The sequence below is a fragment of the Kitasatospora albolonga genome, assembly GCA_002082585.1.
Taxonomy (GTDB): domain Bacteria; phylum Actinomycetota; class Actinomycetes; order Streptomycetales; family Streptomycetaceae; genus Streptomyces; species Streptomyces stephensoniae.
Genome location: CP020563.1, coordinates 472,780 through 486,678, shown reverse-complemented (window position 1 = coordinate 486,678; position 13,899 = coordinate 472,780). Strand labels below are relative to the sequence as shown.

Below are 13,899 nucleotides of genomic sequence, written 5' to 3'. Positions count from 1 at the left end.
GGGGAGTGGTCAGAGGCGTTCGAAGGAGCGGCGCAGCTCCCAGTCCGTCACCGCGGAGTCGTAGGCGGCGAGTTCGACCTTCGCCATGTTCAGGTAGTGCGCGACGACCTCCTCGCCGAACGCCTCCTTCGCGATGGGGCTGGCCTCCCACAGCTCGGCGGCCTCGCGCAGGGTCGTGGGCACCTGGTCGTACGCGGAGGTGTAGGCGTTGCCCGTACACGCCTCCGGCAACGGCAGCCGGTGCTCGACCCCGTACAGTCCGGCGGCGACCAGTCCGGCCACGGCGAGGTGCGGGTTGACGTCCCCGCCGGGCAGCCGGTTCTCGAAGCGCATGGACCGGCCGTGGCCGACGACCCGCAGCGCGCAGGTGCGGTTGTCCACGCCCCAGGCGACGGCGGTGGGGGCGAACGAGCCGGGCTGGAAGCGTTTGTAGGAGTTGATGTTGGGCGCGTAGAGGAGGGAGAAGTCGCGCAGGGCGGCGAGCTGACCGGCCAGGAAGTGGCGCATCAGCTCGGACATCCCGTCCGGCCCGTCGCCCGCCATCGCGTTCTCACCGTTCTCGTCGGTGAGGGAGAGATGGATATGACAGGAGTTGCCCTCGCGCTCGTCGTACTTGGCCATGAAGGTCAGCGAGACGCCCTCCTGGGCCGCGATCTCCTTGGCGCCCGTCTTGTAGACGGCGTGCTGGTCGCAGGTGGTCAGCGCCTCGTCGTAGCGGAAGACGATCTCGTGCTGGCCGGGGTTGCACTCGCCCTTGGCCGACTCGACGGTCAGCCCCGCCTGCTGCATCTCGTTGCGGATGCGGCGCAGCAGCGGTTCGATCCGGCCGGTGCCGAGGATGGAGTAGTCGATGTTGTACTGGTTGGCCGGGGTCAGCCCGCGGTAGTCGCGGTCCCATGCCTCCTCGTAACTGTCCCGGAAGACGATGAACTCCAGCTCCGTGCCGACCTGGGCGGTGTAGCCGAGCGCGGCCAGCCGGTCGAGCTGGCGCCGCAGGATCTGGCGCGGTGCCGCGACGACCGGGCCGCCGTCGTGCCAGGCGAGGTCGGCGATCACCAGGGCGGTGCCCTCGTGCCAGGGGACCGGGCGGAGCGTGGCGGGGTCGGGGACCATGCCGAAGTCGCCGTAGCCGTTCTCCCACGAGGACATCGCGTAACCGTCGACCGTACGCATCTCGGTGTCCACGGCCAGCAGGTAGTTGCAGCCCTCGGTACCGTGCTCCAGCACCTCGTCGAGGAAGAACCCGGCGGCGAACCGCTTCCCCTGGAGCCGGCCCTGCATATCGGGGAAGGCCAGCACCACCGTGTCTATCGAGCCGTCCGCGACGCGTGAGCGGAGCTCGTCGACGGTGAGCGGGGATGTGCGGTCTGCCACGGGATTCCTCCTTGGGTGAACCGGGAGGCTTAAGGTATGACAGAGAACCATTGCTTGGGAAGGGGAGCTGCGAATGGTCACCAACAGGAGAGCCGACGGCACCCGTCCGGCCGCAGCGACGGACGCCCCCCACGCCGACGTCGACAGCGGGGAGGCGGGCACCGGACCCGGCCCGCTCTCCTCCGTCCTGCGCCCCGTCCGCGCGGGCAACGGCTTCGAGGAGACCCTTCAGCAGGTCCTCCAGCTGCTCCGCCTCGGCCTCGTCCCGCCCGGCGACCGGCTCCCCGCCGAGCGCGAGCTCGCCCAGCATCTGGGCGTCAGCCGGGTGACCCTCCGCGAGGTCCTCAAGGTCCTCCAGGACCAGGGCATGGTCGAGAGCCGCCGGGGCCGCTACGGCGGAACGTTCGTCCTGCCGCGCACCACCGCCGCCGACGGCAGCGACGAGCTCCGCCGCCGGGTGGCCGCCGTCGACGTGGAGGACACCCTGCGCTTCCGCGAGGTGCTGGAGACCGGGGCCGCCGGGCTCTGCGCCGACGGGCTCACGGCGGACGGGGCCGGCCGGCTGCGGGCGGCGCTGGAGGCCACCCAGGGCGCCCGGCTGGAGGACTACCGCCGCCAGGACACCCTGCTCCACCTCACCCTCGCCGAACTCTCCGGCTCCCGCTCGCTCGCCGACGGGTACGCCTCCGTACGCGCCACCCTCAACGAACTCCTCGACGGCATCCCCCTGTTGGTACGGAACCTGGAGCACTCCCAGCAGCAGCACGCGGCCGTGGTGGAGGCGGTGCTCGACCGGGACGCGGAGGCGGCGCGCGAGATGATGCGCGAACACTGCGCCGGTACGGCGGCGCTGCTGCGCGGCTTCCTGGCCTGAGGGGCCTGAGGGGTGCCCCGTCCCGGAGGCGAATCCGTAACCACTCTTTAACGCGCGCCCCTTGCCATCCGCCCCGACGTTCCACAAAGGTGTGCCGACGAACCTTTGATCGACGCAGTGCCACCGAGAAGTCGACAGACGTCTGGAGCGCCTCATGGCTCAGGGAACCGAAACACCGGCCGGACCCCCCGATTCCGCGAGCCCGGGAGCCTCCGGCACCGCCGCCTATCTGCACCGCCGGACCCTGCGCCGGGGCAGCGCCGGCTGGCTGCTGCTGACCGGCCTCGGCGTCGCCTATGTCGTCTCCGGTGACTTCTCCGGCTGGAACATCGGCCTCTCCAAGGGCGGCTTCGGCGGGCTCGCCGTGGCCATGCTCCTGATGGGCGTCATGTACGCCTGCCTCGTCTTCGCCCTGGCCGAACTCTCCGCCATCCTTCCCACGGCGGGCGGGGGTTACGGCTTCGCCCGGCGCGCGCTCGGCACCTGGGGCGGTTTCCTCACCGGCACGGCCATCCTCATCGAGTACATCCTCGCCCCCGCCGCGATCTCCCTCTTCATCGGCGACTACGTCGAATCGCTCGGCCTGTTCGGGCTGACGTCCAGCTGGCCGGTCTACCTCGCCTGCTTCGCGCTCTTCATCTCCATCCACCTCTGGGGCGTCGGCGAGGCGCTCCGCTTCAGCCTGGTCGTCACCGCCATCGCGGTGGCCGCGCTGCTCATCTTCGCGATCGGCGCGTTCACCGAGTTCGACGCGGGCCGCCTCAACGACATCCCGGCCGACCCCGCCGCCTTCGGCTCCAGCTCCTGGCTGCCGTACGGACTCCTCGGCATCTGGGCCGCGTTCCCGTTCGGCATGTGGTTCTTCCTCGGGGTGGAGGGCGTACCGCTCGCCGCCGAGGAGGCCAAGGACCCGGTCCGCTCGATGCCGAAGGCCCTGGCCATCTCGCTCGCCGTGCTGGTCTTCCTGGCCCTCATCACCTTCGTCTCCGCCACCGGGGCCCAGGGCGCCAACGCCATCAAGGAGGCCGGGAACCCGCTCGTGGTCGCCCTCCAGGGCGACGGAGAGCCCACCGTCCTGAGCCGGTTCGTCAACTACGCGGGCCTCGCGGGGCTGGTGGCCTCCTTCTTCTCCCTCATCTTCGCCGGTTCCCGCCAGCTCTTCGCCCTCTCCCGGGCCGGCTATCTGCCGCGCTTCCTCTCCCTCACCAACCGCCGCAAATCCCCCTACCTCGGCCTGCTCATCCCCGGGGTCATCGGCTTCACCCTGGCCGCCTGGAGCGGCAACGGCGGCCGGATGCTGAACGTCGCCGTCTTCGGCGCCACCATCAGCTACGCCCTGATGGCCCTCTCCCACATCGTGCTGCGCCGCCGCGAGCCGGAGCTGCCCCGCCCCTACCGCACCCCCGGCGGCGCGCGCACCTCGTCGGTCGCCTTCGTTCTGGCATGCTCGGCACTGGTGGCGACCTTCCTGGTGGACCGGGACGCGGCGTTCATCGCGCTCGGTGTGTACGCGGTGGCGCTGGCCTACTTCGCCTTCTACAGCCGCCACCGGCTGGTCGCGGGGGCCCCGGAGGAGGAGTTCGCCGCACTGGCGGCGGCCGAGGCCGAACTCCGGCGCGACTGACCGCGCCCGTACCCCTGCCTCGTCACGAGACGACCGACCGCGCCCCCACCCCGTAACCGGACAACCGAAGGAGCCGTCCCATGCCCCGGCCCGTCATCGGCATCAGCACCTACCAGGACCCCGCCCGCTGGGGCGTCTGGGAGATGCCCGCGGTGCTCCTTCCCGCCGCCTACCCCCGCCTGGTCCGGGCGGCGGGCGGACTGGCGGTGCTGCTGCCGCCGGACGAGGCCGAGGACGCGGCCCGGGAGACCGTGGCCGCGCTGGACGGGGTGGTGATCGCCGGGGGAGCGGATGTGGAACCCGTACGGTACGGAGCCGACCCCGACCCCCGTACGGGGCCTCCGGCCCGCGAGCGCGACGCCTGGGAGCTCGCCCTGATCGCGGCCGCGATCGAGCAGGGCGTCCCGCTGCTGGGCATCTGCCGGGGCATGCAGCTGCTGAACGTGGCCCTCGGCGGCACCCTGCACCAGCACCTGGACGGCCACACCGGGGGCCACGCCGTCTTCGGCGGGCACCCGGTGGACCCCGTGCCCGGCACGGTGTACGCGGCGGCCGTCCCCGAGCAGACCACGGTCCCCGCCTACCACCACCAGGCCGTCGACCGCCTGGGCACCGGCCTGGTCGCCTCCGCCCACGCCCCCGACGGAACGGTGGAGGCGCTGGAACTCCCGGACCACGGGAGCCTGGTGCTCGGGGTCCAGTGGCACCCGGAGATGGGCGAGGACCTCCGCGTGATGACCGCCCTCGTCGACGCGGCCCGCGGCCGCTCGCGCGCTCCCGGAGCCCGGGCGGGCGCCGAACCGGCGGAGTGCGGGGCGGGCTGAGCGGTACGGGGCCGCGTCGACGAGGGCGGCCCGGCGAGGCCCGGCGGCGCCCGGTGTCAGCGGCGGGTGTCGGGAAGGCGCGGTGATCCGGCGCCCGGGGTCCCGTGGCCGGGGCTGGAGAAGCCCGGACCGGTGAAGTCGGGGCCCGCGAAGGCGGGCGGGGTGAAGCGCGGGCCGTGGCCGGGCGCCCCGTCCCCGGCGGCCCCGGCCAGCTCCTGGAGCAGGAACGGGCGGATGCCCTTGTCCCGCAGGGCGGTGCGCCAGGCCCGCCGGGCGCGGTCGAGGTCGGCCGATCGGTCCGCCCCGGGCGGCGGGACGGGCGCCGACTGGAGCGCGGCGGTCCGGTAGAGGGCGACGATGCTGATCAGGGAGGTGGCCGCGGCGACGGCGAGGCTGATCCAGCCGACCCGTACGAGCGTGTCGGCGAGGGCCGCCAGACTCCCGGTCAGACGGAGCCCGTACCCCAGCAGGAGGAAGGTCGCCGCGGCGACGGCAGCGAGGATCGGGGTCAGCACCCCGAGGACCGCCAGCGCGCCCGCGCCCGGCCGCTCCTGGTGCCCCGGCCCCGACAGGGGAGCGGGGGCGCTGCCGGGTCCCCGGCCGGACAGCTCGCGCCGCAGCTCCGCGTACGCCCGGTACTCCGCCCCGGCGGCCCGGGCCGTGTGCGGCGCCGAGGCCAGGGCCCGGACGCGCAACTGGCCGCCGCCGACCTCCGACCGCTCCAGCAGCCGCCGTACCTCCGCCGAGGCGAGCACCTCGTCGAGCACTTCCGCGTAGTCGGATCTGTCCTCGTCCCCGAGCGGGGATGGCCTGCCCATACTGTCCCTCTGTCGATGTGTTGCCATGGGGGCCGCGGGAACCCACCGGTCCCCGCGGCCCCGGGCCGGTACTGCTACAGGTGCTGCGCGACGGCGGGCATCAGGTCCTGGAAGGTGCGCCCGTCGGCCGCCTCGCCGATGGCCGTCATCTGCCACCCCGAACCGGCCCGCTGGACCTTCGCCATGATCTGCGCGGTGTGCCGCCCGCCGCCGGTCAGCGTGTACCGGGCGAGCTCCTGGCCGTTGCTCTCGTCGACCAGGCGGCAGAAGGCGGCCTCGACCTCCTCGAAGGTCTGCCCGGTGAACGAGTTGACCGTGAAGATGATCTGGTCGACGTGGACGGGCACGCGCCGCAGGTCGACGACGATGGACTCGTCGTCGCCGCCCTCGCCCGCCCCGCCGACCCGGTTGTCCCCGGTGTGCTGGACCGAACCGTCGTCGCTGGTCAGATGCTGGAAGAAGACGACGTCCTGGGGCTCCTTGCCCGCGAAGAGCACGGCCGAGGCGTCCAGGTCGATGTCACGGGCGGTCAGCCGGGCCAGGAAGCCCTTGCGGGGCGCGGACTTCCAGCCCAGCCCCATCCGGACGACGCCGAGTTCACCGCCGCCGGACTTGGTGAGGCTGACCTGCTGGCCCTTGGAGAGGTTGATCGTCATGTTTCCGCCTTCGGTGGCTTCGCTGGAAAGGGGTACGTCCGGACCGGCCCGGAGTGTTCGGAGGCCGTTTTCGGAGGCCGACGCAGAGGCCGTGGTTCAGAGACCGACGCCGAAGTCGGCGACGATGCCGCTCAGCCCGGAGGCGTAACCCTGCCCGACCGCACGGAACTTCCACTCCGCGCCGTGCCGGTACAGCTCGCCGAAGACCATCGCCGTCTCGGTCGAGGCGTCCTCGCTGAGGTCGTAGCGGGCGATCTCCGCACCGCCCGCCTGGTTCACCACGCGGATGTACGCGTTGCGGACCTGGCCGAAGCTCTGGCCCCGGCTCTCCGCATCGTGGATCGAGACGGGGAACACGATCTTGGCGACGGTCCCCGGCACGGCGGAGAGGTCGACCTTGACGATCTCGTCGTCCCCCTCGCCCTCACCGGTGAGGTTGTCCCCGGTGTGCTCGACCGAACCGTCCGGGCTCTTCAGGTTGTTGTAGAAGACGAAGTGCTCGTTGGAGAGGACCTTGCCCGACTCGTCGCAGAGCAGCGCGCTGGCGTCGAGGTCGTAGTCGGTGCCGGTCGTCGTACGGACGTCCCAGCCGAGGCCGACGAGAATGGCGGTCAGCCCCGGGGCCTCCTTGGTCAGCGAGACATTTCCGCCCTTGGCCAGGCTCACGCCCATGGTGTTCTCCCTTACGTGGTGACGGGTGCGTACGTGGTGCCCGCGCTGCCGGGGGTGACGGTGCGGACACGCTGCGGCAACACCTCAAAATCTACAACACTGTAGATTTTACGGGCCAGGTGGGAAGCGTCCGGAGCTGTCACCGGCCGCTCCCCGGCTGGATACGATTCCCCGGTGCCCGGCAGGTGAACGGCCGTGTCCGGGCGGCCGAGGGAGAGGGGGCCGGAGGGTGGACACCGAAACAGCCGGTGACGGACGGGAGACACCTGCCCGCAGACGGGGCCAGGGCGAGCTGGAGGCCCAGGTGCTGTCGGTGCTGGGCGAGGCGACCGAACCGGTCACCGCCGCCTGGGTCCTCCAACGCCTCGGCAGCGGGCTCTCGTACAGCACCGTCATCACCATCCTGACCCGGCTGCACGCCAAACAGGCCGTCACCCGCACCGGGCCCAAGCGCCCCGTCCTCTGGCAGCCCGTGGCGAACGAGGCCGGTCTCGCCGCGCTCCGCATGCGCCGCCTCCTCGACAAGCAGAGCGACCGGGACGCGGTGCTCTCCAGCTTCGTCTCCGTCCTGTCGGCGGACGACGAGGAGCTGCTGCGCTCCCTGCTCGCGGAGAGCGGCCCCGGCGCCCCCGCCGCTCCGGCGGACCGGCCGGAGGGCTGACGATGGGCGTCTTCGTGTATCTGCCCCTGGTCCTGCCGCTGACCGCGCTGCCCATCGCGCGCCTGGCCGAGCAGCACCTGCACCCACGGAGAGCCGCACGCCTGCTGACCACCGTCGCCGTGATCCTTGCCTCCTGCAGTCTGGTCTGCCTCGGGCTGCTGGTGGTGGTCGGCACCGCCCAGCTGCCCGGCAACCCGCTGCCCGACGGCTGGTCCGACGACGAGGTCCGTGAGGCCGTTCCGCACGACGCCTTCGCGGGCAAGGCGTCCATCCTGGCGCTCGTCGCCGTCACCACGGCCTGCGGCATCACCCTCCACCGTCACTACCGCTTCCGTGCGCGCGCCCACCGGACGCTCGCCGGACTGCCGGGCGGCGGCGACCTCGCCGTCCTGCCCGACGACGTGCCGTACGCCTACGCGCTGCCCGGCTCCCCGGGCCGCGTCATGGTCTCCACCGCCATGCTCGCCTCCCTGGACCCGGCGGAGCGCCGGGCGCTGCTCGCCCACGAGCGGGCCCATCTGGCGGGCCGCCACCACCGGCTGCTGCTCGCGACCCGGCTGGCCGGATGCGTCAACCCGCTGCTGCGGCCCCTGCAGTCGGCCCTGGTCTACTCCACCGAGCGCTGGGCGGACGAGGAGGCGGCCCGGGTCACCGGCGACCGCCGGCTGACGGCCCGGGCGGTCGGCAAGGCGGCGCTCATCTCCGGCCCGGGCCCCGCTGCCGCCGCCGTGGCAGGCTTCGCCGCCGCGGGGCCGGTGCCCCGCCGGGTGGCCGCGCTCCTGGGCCCGGTCCCGCCGGACCGGGGCTGGCCGCCCGCGCTCACCCCGGCCGGGGCCGCCGCGTTCGTCGCCGCCGCCGGGACGACCGTCTCCGCGCTCTCCGCGCTCAACGCGGCCGTCGCCCTCTTCCTCGTCCTGGAAGCGGCGACGACCCCCCTGTGACGCTCTCAGGGGTCGGCGGGGGCTCGGGCCCGGCCCGCCGGAGCGGTCCGGCGGGCCGGGCCCCTCGGGTCAGGACCTGCTGACGTCCAGCGCGGCGAGCGCCTGGGCCCAGCGGGCGTACTTCAAGTTGGCCAGATCTGCCACCGTCTTGACGTTGAACGCCTCCTGGAGCAGCTCGCCGTCGCGGTCCGAGACGCCCTTCAGCGCCGAGACCGGCGCCTCGAGGATGGTGGTCAGGTCCTTGTCCGCGTAAGCCTTGTCGAGCACCTTGTCCAGGTCGATCTGGGCCACTGCTGCCTCCTGAGAACTCGTTCCTCCGCCGTGGCGGCGGGTGGCCCCGGGAGGGGCCGCCAGCAGAACTGCGCGGGGCGGCGGGGGAGTTCCCCGCGGCTCCGGAGGCCGATGGAATCGAGCCAGGCGGGGCTCCTGTCTCCTGAGGTCTACGTGGCTGTAGAGTTCTCTGACCCGGCGGGGCGTACGGCGGATTCGTCTCCCACGGGCAGGGAGAATCGGCCCCCAGTGCCGCCGGCCGTCACCGGTCCGGTGAGCACCGGACCGATTCGTTGGCTGGAGCCCCCAGCCGGATGAGGAGTTACGCGTTGTCCGCCAGTACGGGCCCTTCGGGGCCTTCGGAGTCCGACCCTAGGACTCCATCGAGTGTTGTACCGGCCCCGCACCGGGCGGGTGGGCGATGATCGCCGCCCTGACCGGTCTCCTGGCCGTGATCGTCCTGACCGCGGGAACGGGCTACTTCGTGGCCCAGGAGTTCGCCTATGTGTCCGCCGACCGCCTGACGCTCTCCCGCGAGGCGGCGGCCGGTGACAAGCGGGCCGCCCGCGCCGTGAGAGTCCTGGAGCGGCTCTCCTTCATGCTCTCGGGCGCCCAGCTCGGCATCACCGTCACCGGGCTGATCGTCGGCTTCCTCGCCGAACCGTCCGTCTCCACGCTCCTGCGCCCGGTGCTGGGCTCCATCGGCCTGCCCGACGGGGCGGTGTCGGCCATCTCCGTGGTGCTCTCGTTCGTCCTGGCCACCTTCATCCAGATGGTGCTGGGCGAACTCGCGCCCAAGAACCTCGCCCTCGCCGTCCCCGAGAGGCTCGCGAAGTCGCTGGCCACCTCCACCCTGATCTACCTGCGCGTCGTCGGCCCGCTCATCCACATTTTCGACAGCGCGGCCAACCGGCTCCTGCGCCGCATCGGCATCGAGCCGGTCGAGGAGCTGCACCACGGCGCCACCCTGGAGGAGCTCGGCCATCTGATCGGCGAGTCCCACGAGCAGGGCGAGCTGCCCGCCGCCACGGCCGAACTGGTCGACCACGCTCTGGACTTCTCCGAGCGCAACCTGGGCGAGGTGATGGTGCCGCGCGCCGACGTCACCTTCGTACGCCGCGAGGCCATGGCCTCCGAGGCCGTCGAGCTGATCGCCCGGCACGGCCACTCGAACTACCCCGTCCTCGGCGACCACCCCGACGACCCCGCCGGAGTGCTGGGCGTACGGGAGCTGATGGGGCTGCCCACCGCCGACGTCGGCCGCACCACCGCCGGTGAGCTGGCCCGCCGCCCGCTCCTGCTGCCCGAGATCCTGAAGCTCCCCGCCGCGGTCGCGCAGATGCGGGAGCGGGACGACGAGTTCGCCGTCGTCCTGGACGAGCACGGGGGCCTCGCGGGCATCGTCACGTACGAGGACATCGCCGAGGAGCTCGTCGGGGACATCGCCGACGAGTCCGACACGGTCGTCGAGCTCGCGGTCGCCGACGGAACCGGCTGGGTGGTGGACGCGGGGCGCCGCCTGGACGAGATCGAGGAGGCCACCGGCATCGTGCTGCCCGAGGAGGGCGGCTACGACACCCTCGCCGGTCTCATCATCGACCGGCTCGGCCGCTTCCCCACCGTCGGGGACCGCCTCACCGTCTCCGGCGTCCGGATCACGGTCCGCACGCTCGACCGGCACGTGGCCGAGTACGTCCGCATCGAACAGGAGCCCCAGGCATGAGCTTCCCCATGGCGCTCTTCGTCACCGTGCTGCTGCTGATCGGCAGCGGCTTCTTCGTCGCCGCCGAGTTCGCCCTGGTCGCCTCCAAGCGCCACCGCATGGAACAGGCGGCCCTCGCCGGGCAGCGCGGCGCCAAGGCGGCCCTCGCCGGGATGCGCGAGCTGTCCCTGATGCTCGCGGGCGCCCAGCTCGGCATCACCCTCTGCACCCTGGGCCTCGGCGCCGTCTCCAAGCCCGCCATCTCGCACGAACTGGACCCGCTGCTCCAGCGGCTCGGACTGCCGACCGCCCTCAGCTACGGGATCGCCTTCGCCCTGGCGATGGCCCTCGTGGTCTTCCTGCACATGGTGGTCGGCGAGATGGCGCCCAAGTCCTGGGCCATCGCCCACCCGGAGCGCTCCGCGATGCTCCTGAGCCCGGCGTTCCGCGCCGTGGTCAAGGTCGTACGCCCGCTGATCCGGATGCTGAACGCGATCAGCAACGCGCTGGTACGGCTCTGCCGGGTGACCCCGCGCGACGAGCTCACCTCCGTGCACAACCGCGACCAGCTGACCCATCTGATCGAGGAGTCCGAGCGCCTCGGGCTGATCAGCAAGGGCGACTCCGGACTGGTGACCCGGACGCTGACCGAACCGCAGACCCCGGTGGCGGAATTCCAGATCCCCGCCGAGCGGATCGTGACCGTGCCCGCGGACGCGGACCTTGACCGCATCCTGGCCGCCGCCACCGCCGCCGACCGGACCCGTCTGCTGGTCCGGGACGGGGAGCGGGTCCTGGGCTCGGTGCACGCCCGGGACGCCCTGGTCGCCCGCGCCGGGGGCCGGGACGTCCGCGCCCGGGGCCTGGCCCGGCCCGTACCGGAACTGACGCGGGACGAGACGGCCGCCCAGGCCGTGGAGCGGCTGCGCGAGCGCCGCGCGACGATCGCCGTCGTACGCGACGGGGAGGGCCGGCTCACCGGCCTGGTCAGCCTCGACGACCTTCTCTCCAGGCTGCTCCACCCCCCGACGGCCCGTTAGGGAACGTCCCGCTCGGCCGTCTCCCCGCGGATCACGCGGGGGGCCGGCCGGTCCGGGGCCCCGGCGGCGTCGTCCTTGAGCGCCTGCTTCTCGCTCTTGAGGATGCGTGCGGCCTGACCGGCCGACCGGACGAGGCCGGGCAGCCTCTTCACGGCCAGCACCGCCACGATCACCAGAAGAAGAATAGTGAGCTCGCCGATCCCGAACATGGTGGCTGCTTTCTCTGAGGCCGGCCGGACGACGGTTCATCCGGATTCCTGACGGACCGGCAGAGATGAATCTACAGGGCTGTAGAGTATCTGCTCGCGGGTGTCTGTGTTCATGCTCCCCGTACAACCGCCTTTCAGGCCGCTCTTGTTGGGCGGTCCCGGACGACCGGGGAAGCAGAATGACCGACGGTACGGCGCGGACACCGCGCCGCCGCCAGGCGGTGGCCGGGCGCTGCCGGGAGATCACCGAGGCCCGCTGGTTCGCCGTGGCCGTCTTCGCCCTGATCCTCGCCAACGCGGTGGTCCTGGGCGTCGAGACGTACTCCGGCCTCGTCGGCCGCTGGCACCTGGGCTTACGCGTCGCCGAGTACGCGTTCCTCACCGCGTTCACCGTGGAGATCCTGCTGCGCGCCGGAGCCCACGCCGACCGCCCCGCGGCCTTCTTCCGCGACCCCTGGAACCTCTTCGACCTTGCCGTCGTCCTCTCCGCGTACTTCCCGTTCATCCGCGAGAACGGGACCGTCCTGCGCCTGCTGCGGCTGGCCCGGGTGCTCCGCGCGGCCCGCTTCCTGCCCCAGTTGCGGATCATCCTGGTCGCGGTCGGCAGGAGCCTGCCGGGCACCGCCAGCTTCCTGCTCGTCGGGGGCCTGCTGCTCTACCTCTACGCGATGGTCGGCTGGATCTGCTTCTCGGCCGAGGACCCCGAACACTTCGGCTCCCTCGGCCGCGCCGTCCTCACCCTCTTCCTGCTGATGACCCTGGACGGCCTCGGCGACGCGGTGCGGGCCGGTCTGGAGATCTCCCGGTGGAGCCTCCTCTACTACGCCTCATACGTCCTGCTCGCCTCGTTCGTCCTGGTCAACGTACTGATCGGGGTCGTGATCACCTCCCTGGACGAGGCCCGCTCCCTGGAGGCCGAGGAGGAGGCGGAGGCGGCGGACACCGCCCCCGACCGGACCGGGGCCCCGCACCCCCCGTACACCGGCGACCCGGCACTGCTCCGCGACCGGATCGCGACCGCCCGGCGGGCCCTGGACGACCTCGAACGCGCCCTGGCCGCCGCACCGCACCCCGGGCCCCCGGATCAACCGCCGGGCAGCACCCGCACGGAGGCGTCCGGGAGCCGGCTCCACCAGTGACCGTAACGCCGGTACACCTCCGGCTCACGGTCGGCGAGGAAGCCCACCAGCGACCGCGCCTCGGCGGCGAGCTCCTCCCAGACCCCGTCGGACAGCGGATGGAACGCGGTCGCCTCGATGCCCCCGGCGACCGGGCGCCACACCCCGGCCACATACCCGTCGACCAGCAGCGTCGGCAGTACATCACCGTTCGTCCGGATCACCGCCTTCCGGTACGCGGACGGCAGGACCCGGCCCCGGTCCGCGTACGCCAGCAGGACGCTGTCCCACATCGCCATCAGCCGGGGCGGAGCCGCCCGGTCCCCGTCCGGGCGCGGGGCGCCCGGCAGGTCGAACAGCTCCTCGCCCGCCGGGCCCGTCAGCCGCTCCAGCTCCCCGCCGAGCTCCGCCAGCGCCGCCCTCGCCCGGGTCCGTGTGACCATGGCGAACTGGGCCACGTCCAGCACCGACGCGGGACCGAACCCTTCGAGGTAGCGCACGACCAGCGTCCGCAGGGACGCGGCCGACGCCTCCGCGTCCGTCCGTACCGGCCCGCCCGGCGGTGCGATGTACGCGGGCCGGTGACCGAACGACCACGGCGGGGCGGTGGGCGCGTGGAGCAGCGGCGTGTACTGCCGCAGCCCCCACCACGCCCCGTCCTTCGGCGGCGCCCCCAGCCGCTCGCCCAGCCACGCCTCGCACTCGGCGTTGGTCCGGGGCCGGTCCGCGAACTCCAGCAACTGCGGCACCAGCGCGTCGGCGTCCTCGGCCGTCAGCCCGGAGGCGGTGAACCGGCTGCCCAGCCGGGAAGCGCGCACCACCGGATGCATGGCCTCCCGGAAGGCCGGATGGTCACCGGCGTGCACGGCGTGGAGCGTGAGCCGCATCAGCGTCGCCTTCACGACCCGGTGATCCGTGAACGCCTCGTCGAGCCCGGCCGGATCGAAGCCCGCGAGGCGGTTCCACAGCGCGATGTACGGCGAGGCGGGCTGCTGGGCCTGGAGCGCGACCACCCGCCGTACGCCCTCGACGGCGTCCAGCGGCTCCCGCCGCAGCAGCAACTGCCGGACGAGTGTGGAGCGGTTGAGCTCCCGCTCGGTGATCCTCATGGCGTCA

General features: G+C 72.7%; 15 protein-coding genes. 8 read left to right on the top strand and 7 right to left on the bottom strand.

All coding sequences use genetic code 11. The features are described 5' to 3' along the window. Positions 1-9: 9 nt before the first annotated feature. Entirely contained in the window at positions 10-1,374 is a 1,365-nt protein-coding gene (locus B7C62_02065) for a glutamine synthetase (GenBank protein ID ARF71175.1), read from the bottom strand. A gap of 73 nt (positions 1,375-1,447) precedes the next feature. Here B7C62_02065 and B7C62_02060 point away from each other — a divergent pair, with 73 nt between their 5' ends. From B7C62_02060 to B7C62_02050, 3 genes are all read left to right on the top strand, one after another. Continuing rightward, positions 1,448-2,248, top strand: coding sequence for a GntR family transcriptional regulator (locus B7C62_02060; protein ID ARF71174.1), 801 nt, complete (start codon positions 1,448-1,450; stop codon positions 2,246-2,248). Between the two features lie 154 nt (positions 2,249-2,402). Continuing rightward, a complete protein-coding gene (locus B7C62_02055; protein ARF71173.1) occupies positions 2,403-3,872 on the top strand; it encodes an ethanolamine permease in 1,470 nt (489 codons plus the stop codon). 80 nt (positions 3,873-3,952) lie between these two features. Then, complete coding sequence (locus B7C62_02050) at positions 3,953-4,696, top strand: gamma-glutamyl-gamma-aminobutyrate hydrolase (protein ID ARF71172.1); 744 nt, start codon at positions 3,953-3,955, stop codon at positions 4,694-4,696. Between the two features lie 56 nt (positions 4,697-4,752). Here B7C62_02050 and B7C62_02045 read toward each other — a convergent pair whose 3' ends face one another. The 3 genes from B7C62_02045 to B7C62_02035 all read right to left on the bottom strand — a co-directional run bounded on the left by B7C62_02045 (position 4,753) and on the right by B7C62_02035 (position 6,842). Further along, positions 4,753-5,514, bottom strand: coding sequence for a hypothetical protein (locus tag B7C62_02045; GenBank protein ID ARF71171.1), 762 nt, complete (start codon positions 5,512-5,514; stop codon positions 4,753-4,755). A gap of 74 nt (positions 5,515-5,588) precedes the next feature. After that, entirely contained in the window at positions 5,589-6,170 is a 582-nt protein-coding gene (locus B7C62_02040; protein ID ARF71170.1) for a Tellurium resistance protein terZ, read from the bottom strand. A 96-nt stretch (positions 6,171-6,266) separates the two neighbouring features. Further along, positions 6,267-6,842 (bottom strand): chemical-damaging agent resistance protein C, encoded by a 576-nt coding sequence (locus B7C62_02035; protein ARF71169.1) that lies wholly within the window; start codon positions 6,840-6,842, stop codon positions 6,267-6,269. A 229-nt stretch (positions 6,843-7,071) separates the two neighbouring features. On the opposite strand from B7C62_02035, the gene B7C62_02030 reads away from it, so the two are divergent. Both B7C62_02030 and B7C62_02025 read left to right on the top strand, forming a co-directional pair. Next, positions 7,072-7,503, top strand: a complete 432-nt coding sequence (locus tag B7C62_02030) for a transcriptional regulator (protein ID ARF71168.1) — start codon at positions 7,072-7,074, stop codon at positions 7,501-7,503. 2 nt (positions 7,504-7,505) lie between these two features. After that, positions 7,506-8,444 carry a hypothetical protein gene (locus B7C62_02025; protein ID ARF71167.1) on the top strand — a complete coding sequence of 313 codons (939 nt, stop codon included), beginning with the start codon at positions 7,506-7,508 and terminating at the stop codon, positions 8,442-8,444. Positions 8,445-8,513: 69 nt separating this feature from the next. On the opposite strand, the gene B7C62_02020 is transcribed toward B7C62_02025, so the two are convergent. Continuing rightward, positions 8,514-8,735 (bottom strand): hypothetical protein, encoded by a 222-nt coding sequence (locus B7C62_02020; GenBank protein ARF71166.1) that lies wholly within the window; start codon positions 8,733-8,735, stop codon positions 8,514-8,516. Positions 8,736-9,135: 400 nt separating this feature from the next. On the opposite strand from B7C62_02020, the gene B7C62_02015 reads away from it, so the two are divergent. Both B7C62_02015 and B7C62_02010 read left to right on the top strand, forming a co-directional pair. Next, positions 9,136-10,437: a hypothetical protein gene (locus tag B7C62_02015; GenBank protein ARF71165.1), complete on the top strand. Its 1,302-nt coding sequence runs from the start codon at positions 9,136-9,138 to the stop codon at positions 10,435-10,437. After that, a complete protein-coding gene (locus B7C62_02010; GenBank protein ID ARF71164.1) occupies positions 10,434-11,456 on the top strand; it encodes a hypothetical protein in 1,023 nt (340 codons plus the stop codon). Before B7C62_02015 ends, B7C62_02010 begins: the two co-directional genes overlap by 4 nt. Here B7C62_02010 and B7C62_02005 read toward each other — a convergent pair. After that, on the bottom strand, positions 11,453-11,665 hold the full coding sequence (locus B7C62_02005) for a Sec-independent protein translocase TatA (GenBank protein ID ARF71163.1): 213 nt from the start codon (positions 11,663-11,665) through the stop codon (positions 11,453-11,455). The two genes, B7C62_02010 and B7C62_02005, sit on opposite strands and share 4 nt — an antisense overlap. A 179-nt stretch (positions 11,666-11,844) precedes the next feature. Between B7C62_02005 and B7C62_02000 the strand changes: the two genes are divergently transcribed. Continuing rightward, positions 11,845-12,804 carry a voltage-gated sodium channel gene (locus B7C62_02000; GenBank protein ARF71162.1) on the top strand — a complete coding sequence of 320 codons (960 nt, stop codon included), beginning with the start codon at positions 11,845-11,847 and terminating at the stop codon, positions 12,802-12,804. On the opposite strand, the gene B7C62_01995 is transcribed toward B7C62_02000, so the two are convergent. After that, positions 12,750-13,892, bottom strand: coding sequence for a hypothetical protein (locus B7C62_01995; GenBank protein ID ARF71161.1), 1,143 nt, complete (start codon positions 13,890-13,892; stop codon positions 12,750-12,752). The two genes, B7C62_02000 and B7C62_01995, sit on opposite strands and share 55 nt — an antisense overlap. Between the last annotated feature and the right edge of the window lie 7 nt (positions 13,893-13,899).

What these genes read in the sequence shown, in the direction of transcription:
- B7C62_02060 (ARF71174.1), top strand. Translation starts at nt 1,448, where the DNA reads ATGGTCACCAACAGGAGAGCCGACGGCACCCGTCCGGCCGCAGCGACG.
- B7C62_02055 (ARF71173.1), top strand. Translation starts at nt 2,403, where the DNA reads ATGGCTCAGGGAACCGAAACACCGGCCGGACCCCCCGATTCCGCGAGC.
- B7C62_02050 (ARF71172.1), top strand. Translation starts at nt 3,953, where the DNA reads ATGCCCCGGCCCGTCATCGGCATCAGCACCTACCAGGACCCCGCCCGC.
- B7C62_02045 (ARF71171.1), bottom strand. Translation starts at nt 5,514, where the DNA reads ATGGGCAGGCCATCCCCGCTCGGGGACGAGGACAGATCCGACTACGCG.
- B7C62_02040 (ARF71170.1), bottom strand. Translation starts at nt 6,170, where the DNA reads ATGACGATCAACCTCTCCAAGGGCCAGCAGGTCAGCCTCACCAAGTCC.
- B7C62_02035 (ARF71169.1), bottom strand. Translation starts at nt 6,842, where the DNA reads ATGGGCGTGAGCCTGGCCAAGGGCGGAAATGTCTCGCTGACCAAGGAG.
- B7C62_02025 (ARF71167.1), top strand. Translation starts at nt 7,506, where the DNA reads ATGGGCGTCTTCGTGTATCTGCCCCTGGTCCTGCCGCTGACCGCGCTG.
- B7C62_02015 (ARF71165.1), top strand. Translation starts at nt 9,136, where the DNA reads ATGATCGCCGCCCTGACCGGTCTCCTGGCCGTGATCGTCCTGACCGCG.
- B7C62_02010 (ARF71164.1), top strand. Translation starts at nt 10,434, where the DNA reads ATGAGCTTCCCCATGGCGCTCTTCGTCACCGTGCTGCTGCTGATCGGC.
- B7C62_02005 (ARF71163.1), bottom strand. Translation starts at nt 11,665, where the DNA reads ATGTTCGGGATCGGCGAGCTCACTATTCTTCTTCTGGTGATCGTGGCG.
- B7C62_02000 (ARF71162.1), top strand. Translation starts at nt 11,845, where the DNA reads ATGACCGACGGTACGGCGCGGACACCGCGCCGCCGCCAGGCGGTGGCC.
- B7C62_01995 (ARF71161.1), bottom strand. Translation starts at nt 13,892, where the DNA reads ATGAGGATCACCGAGCGGGAGCTCAACCGCTCCACACTCGTCCGGCAG.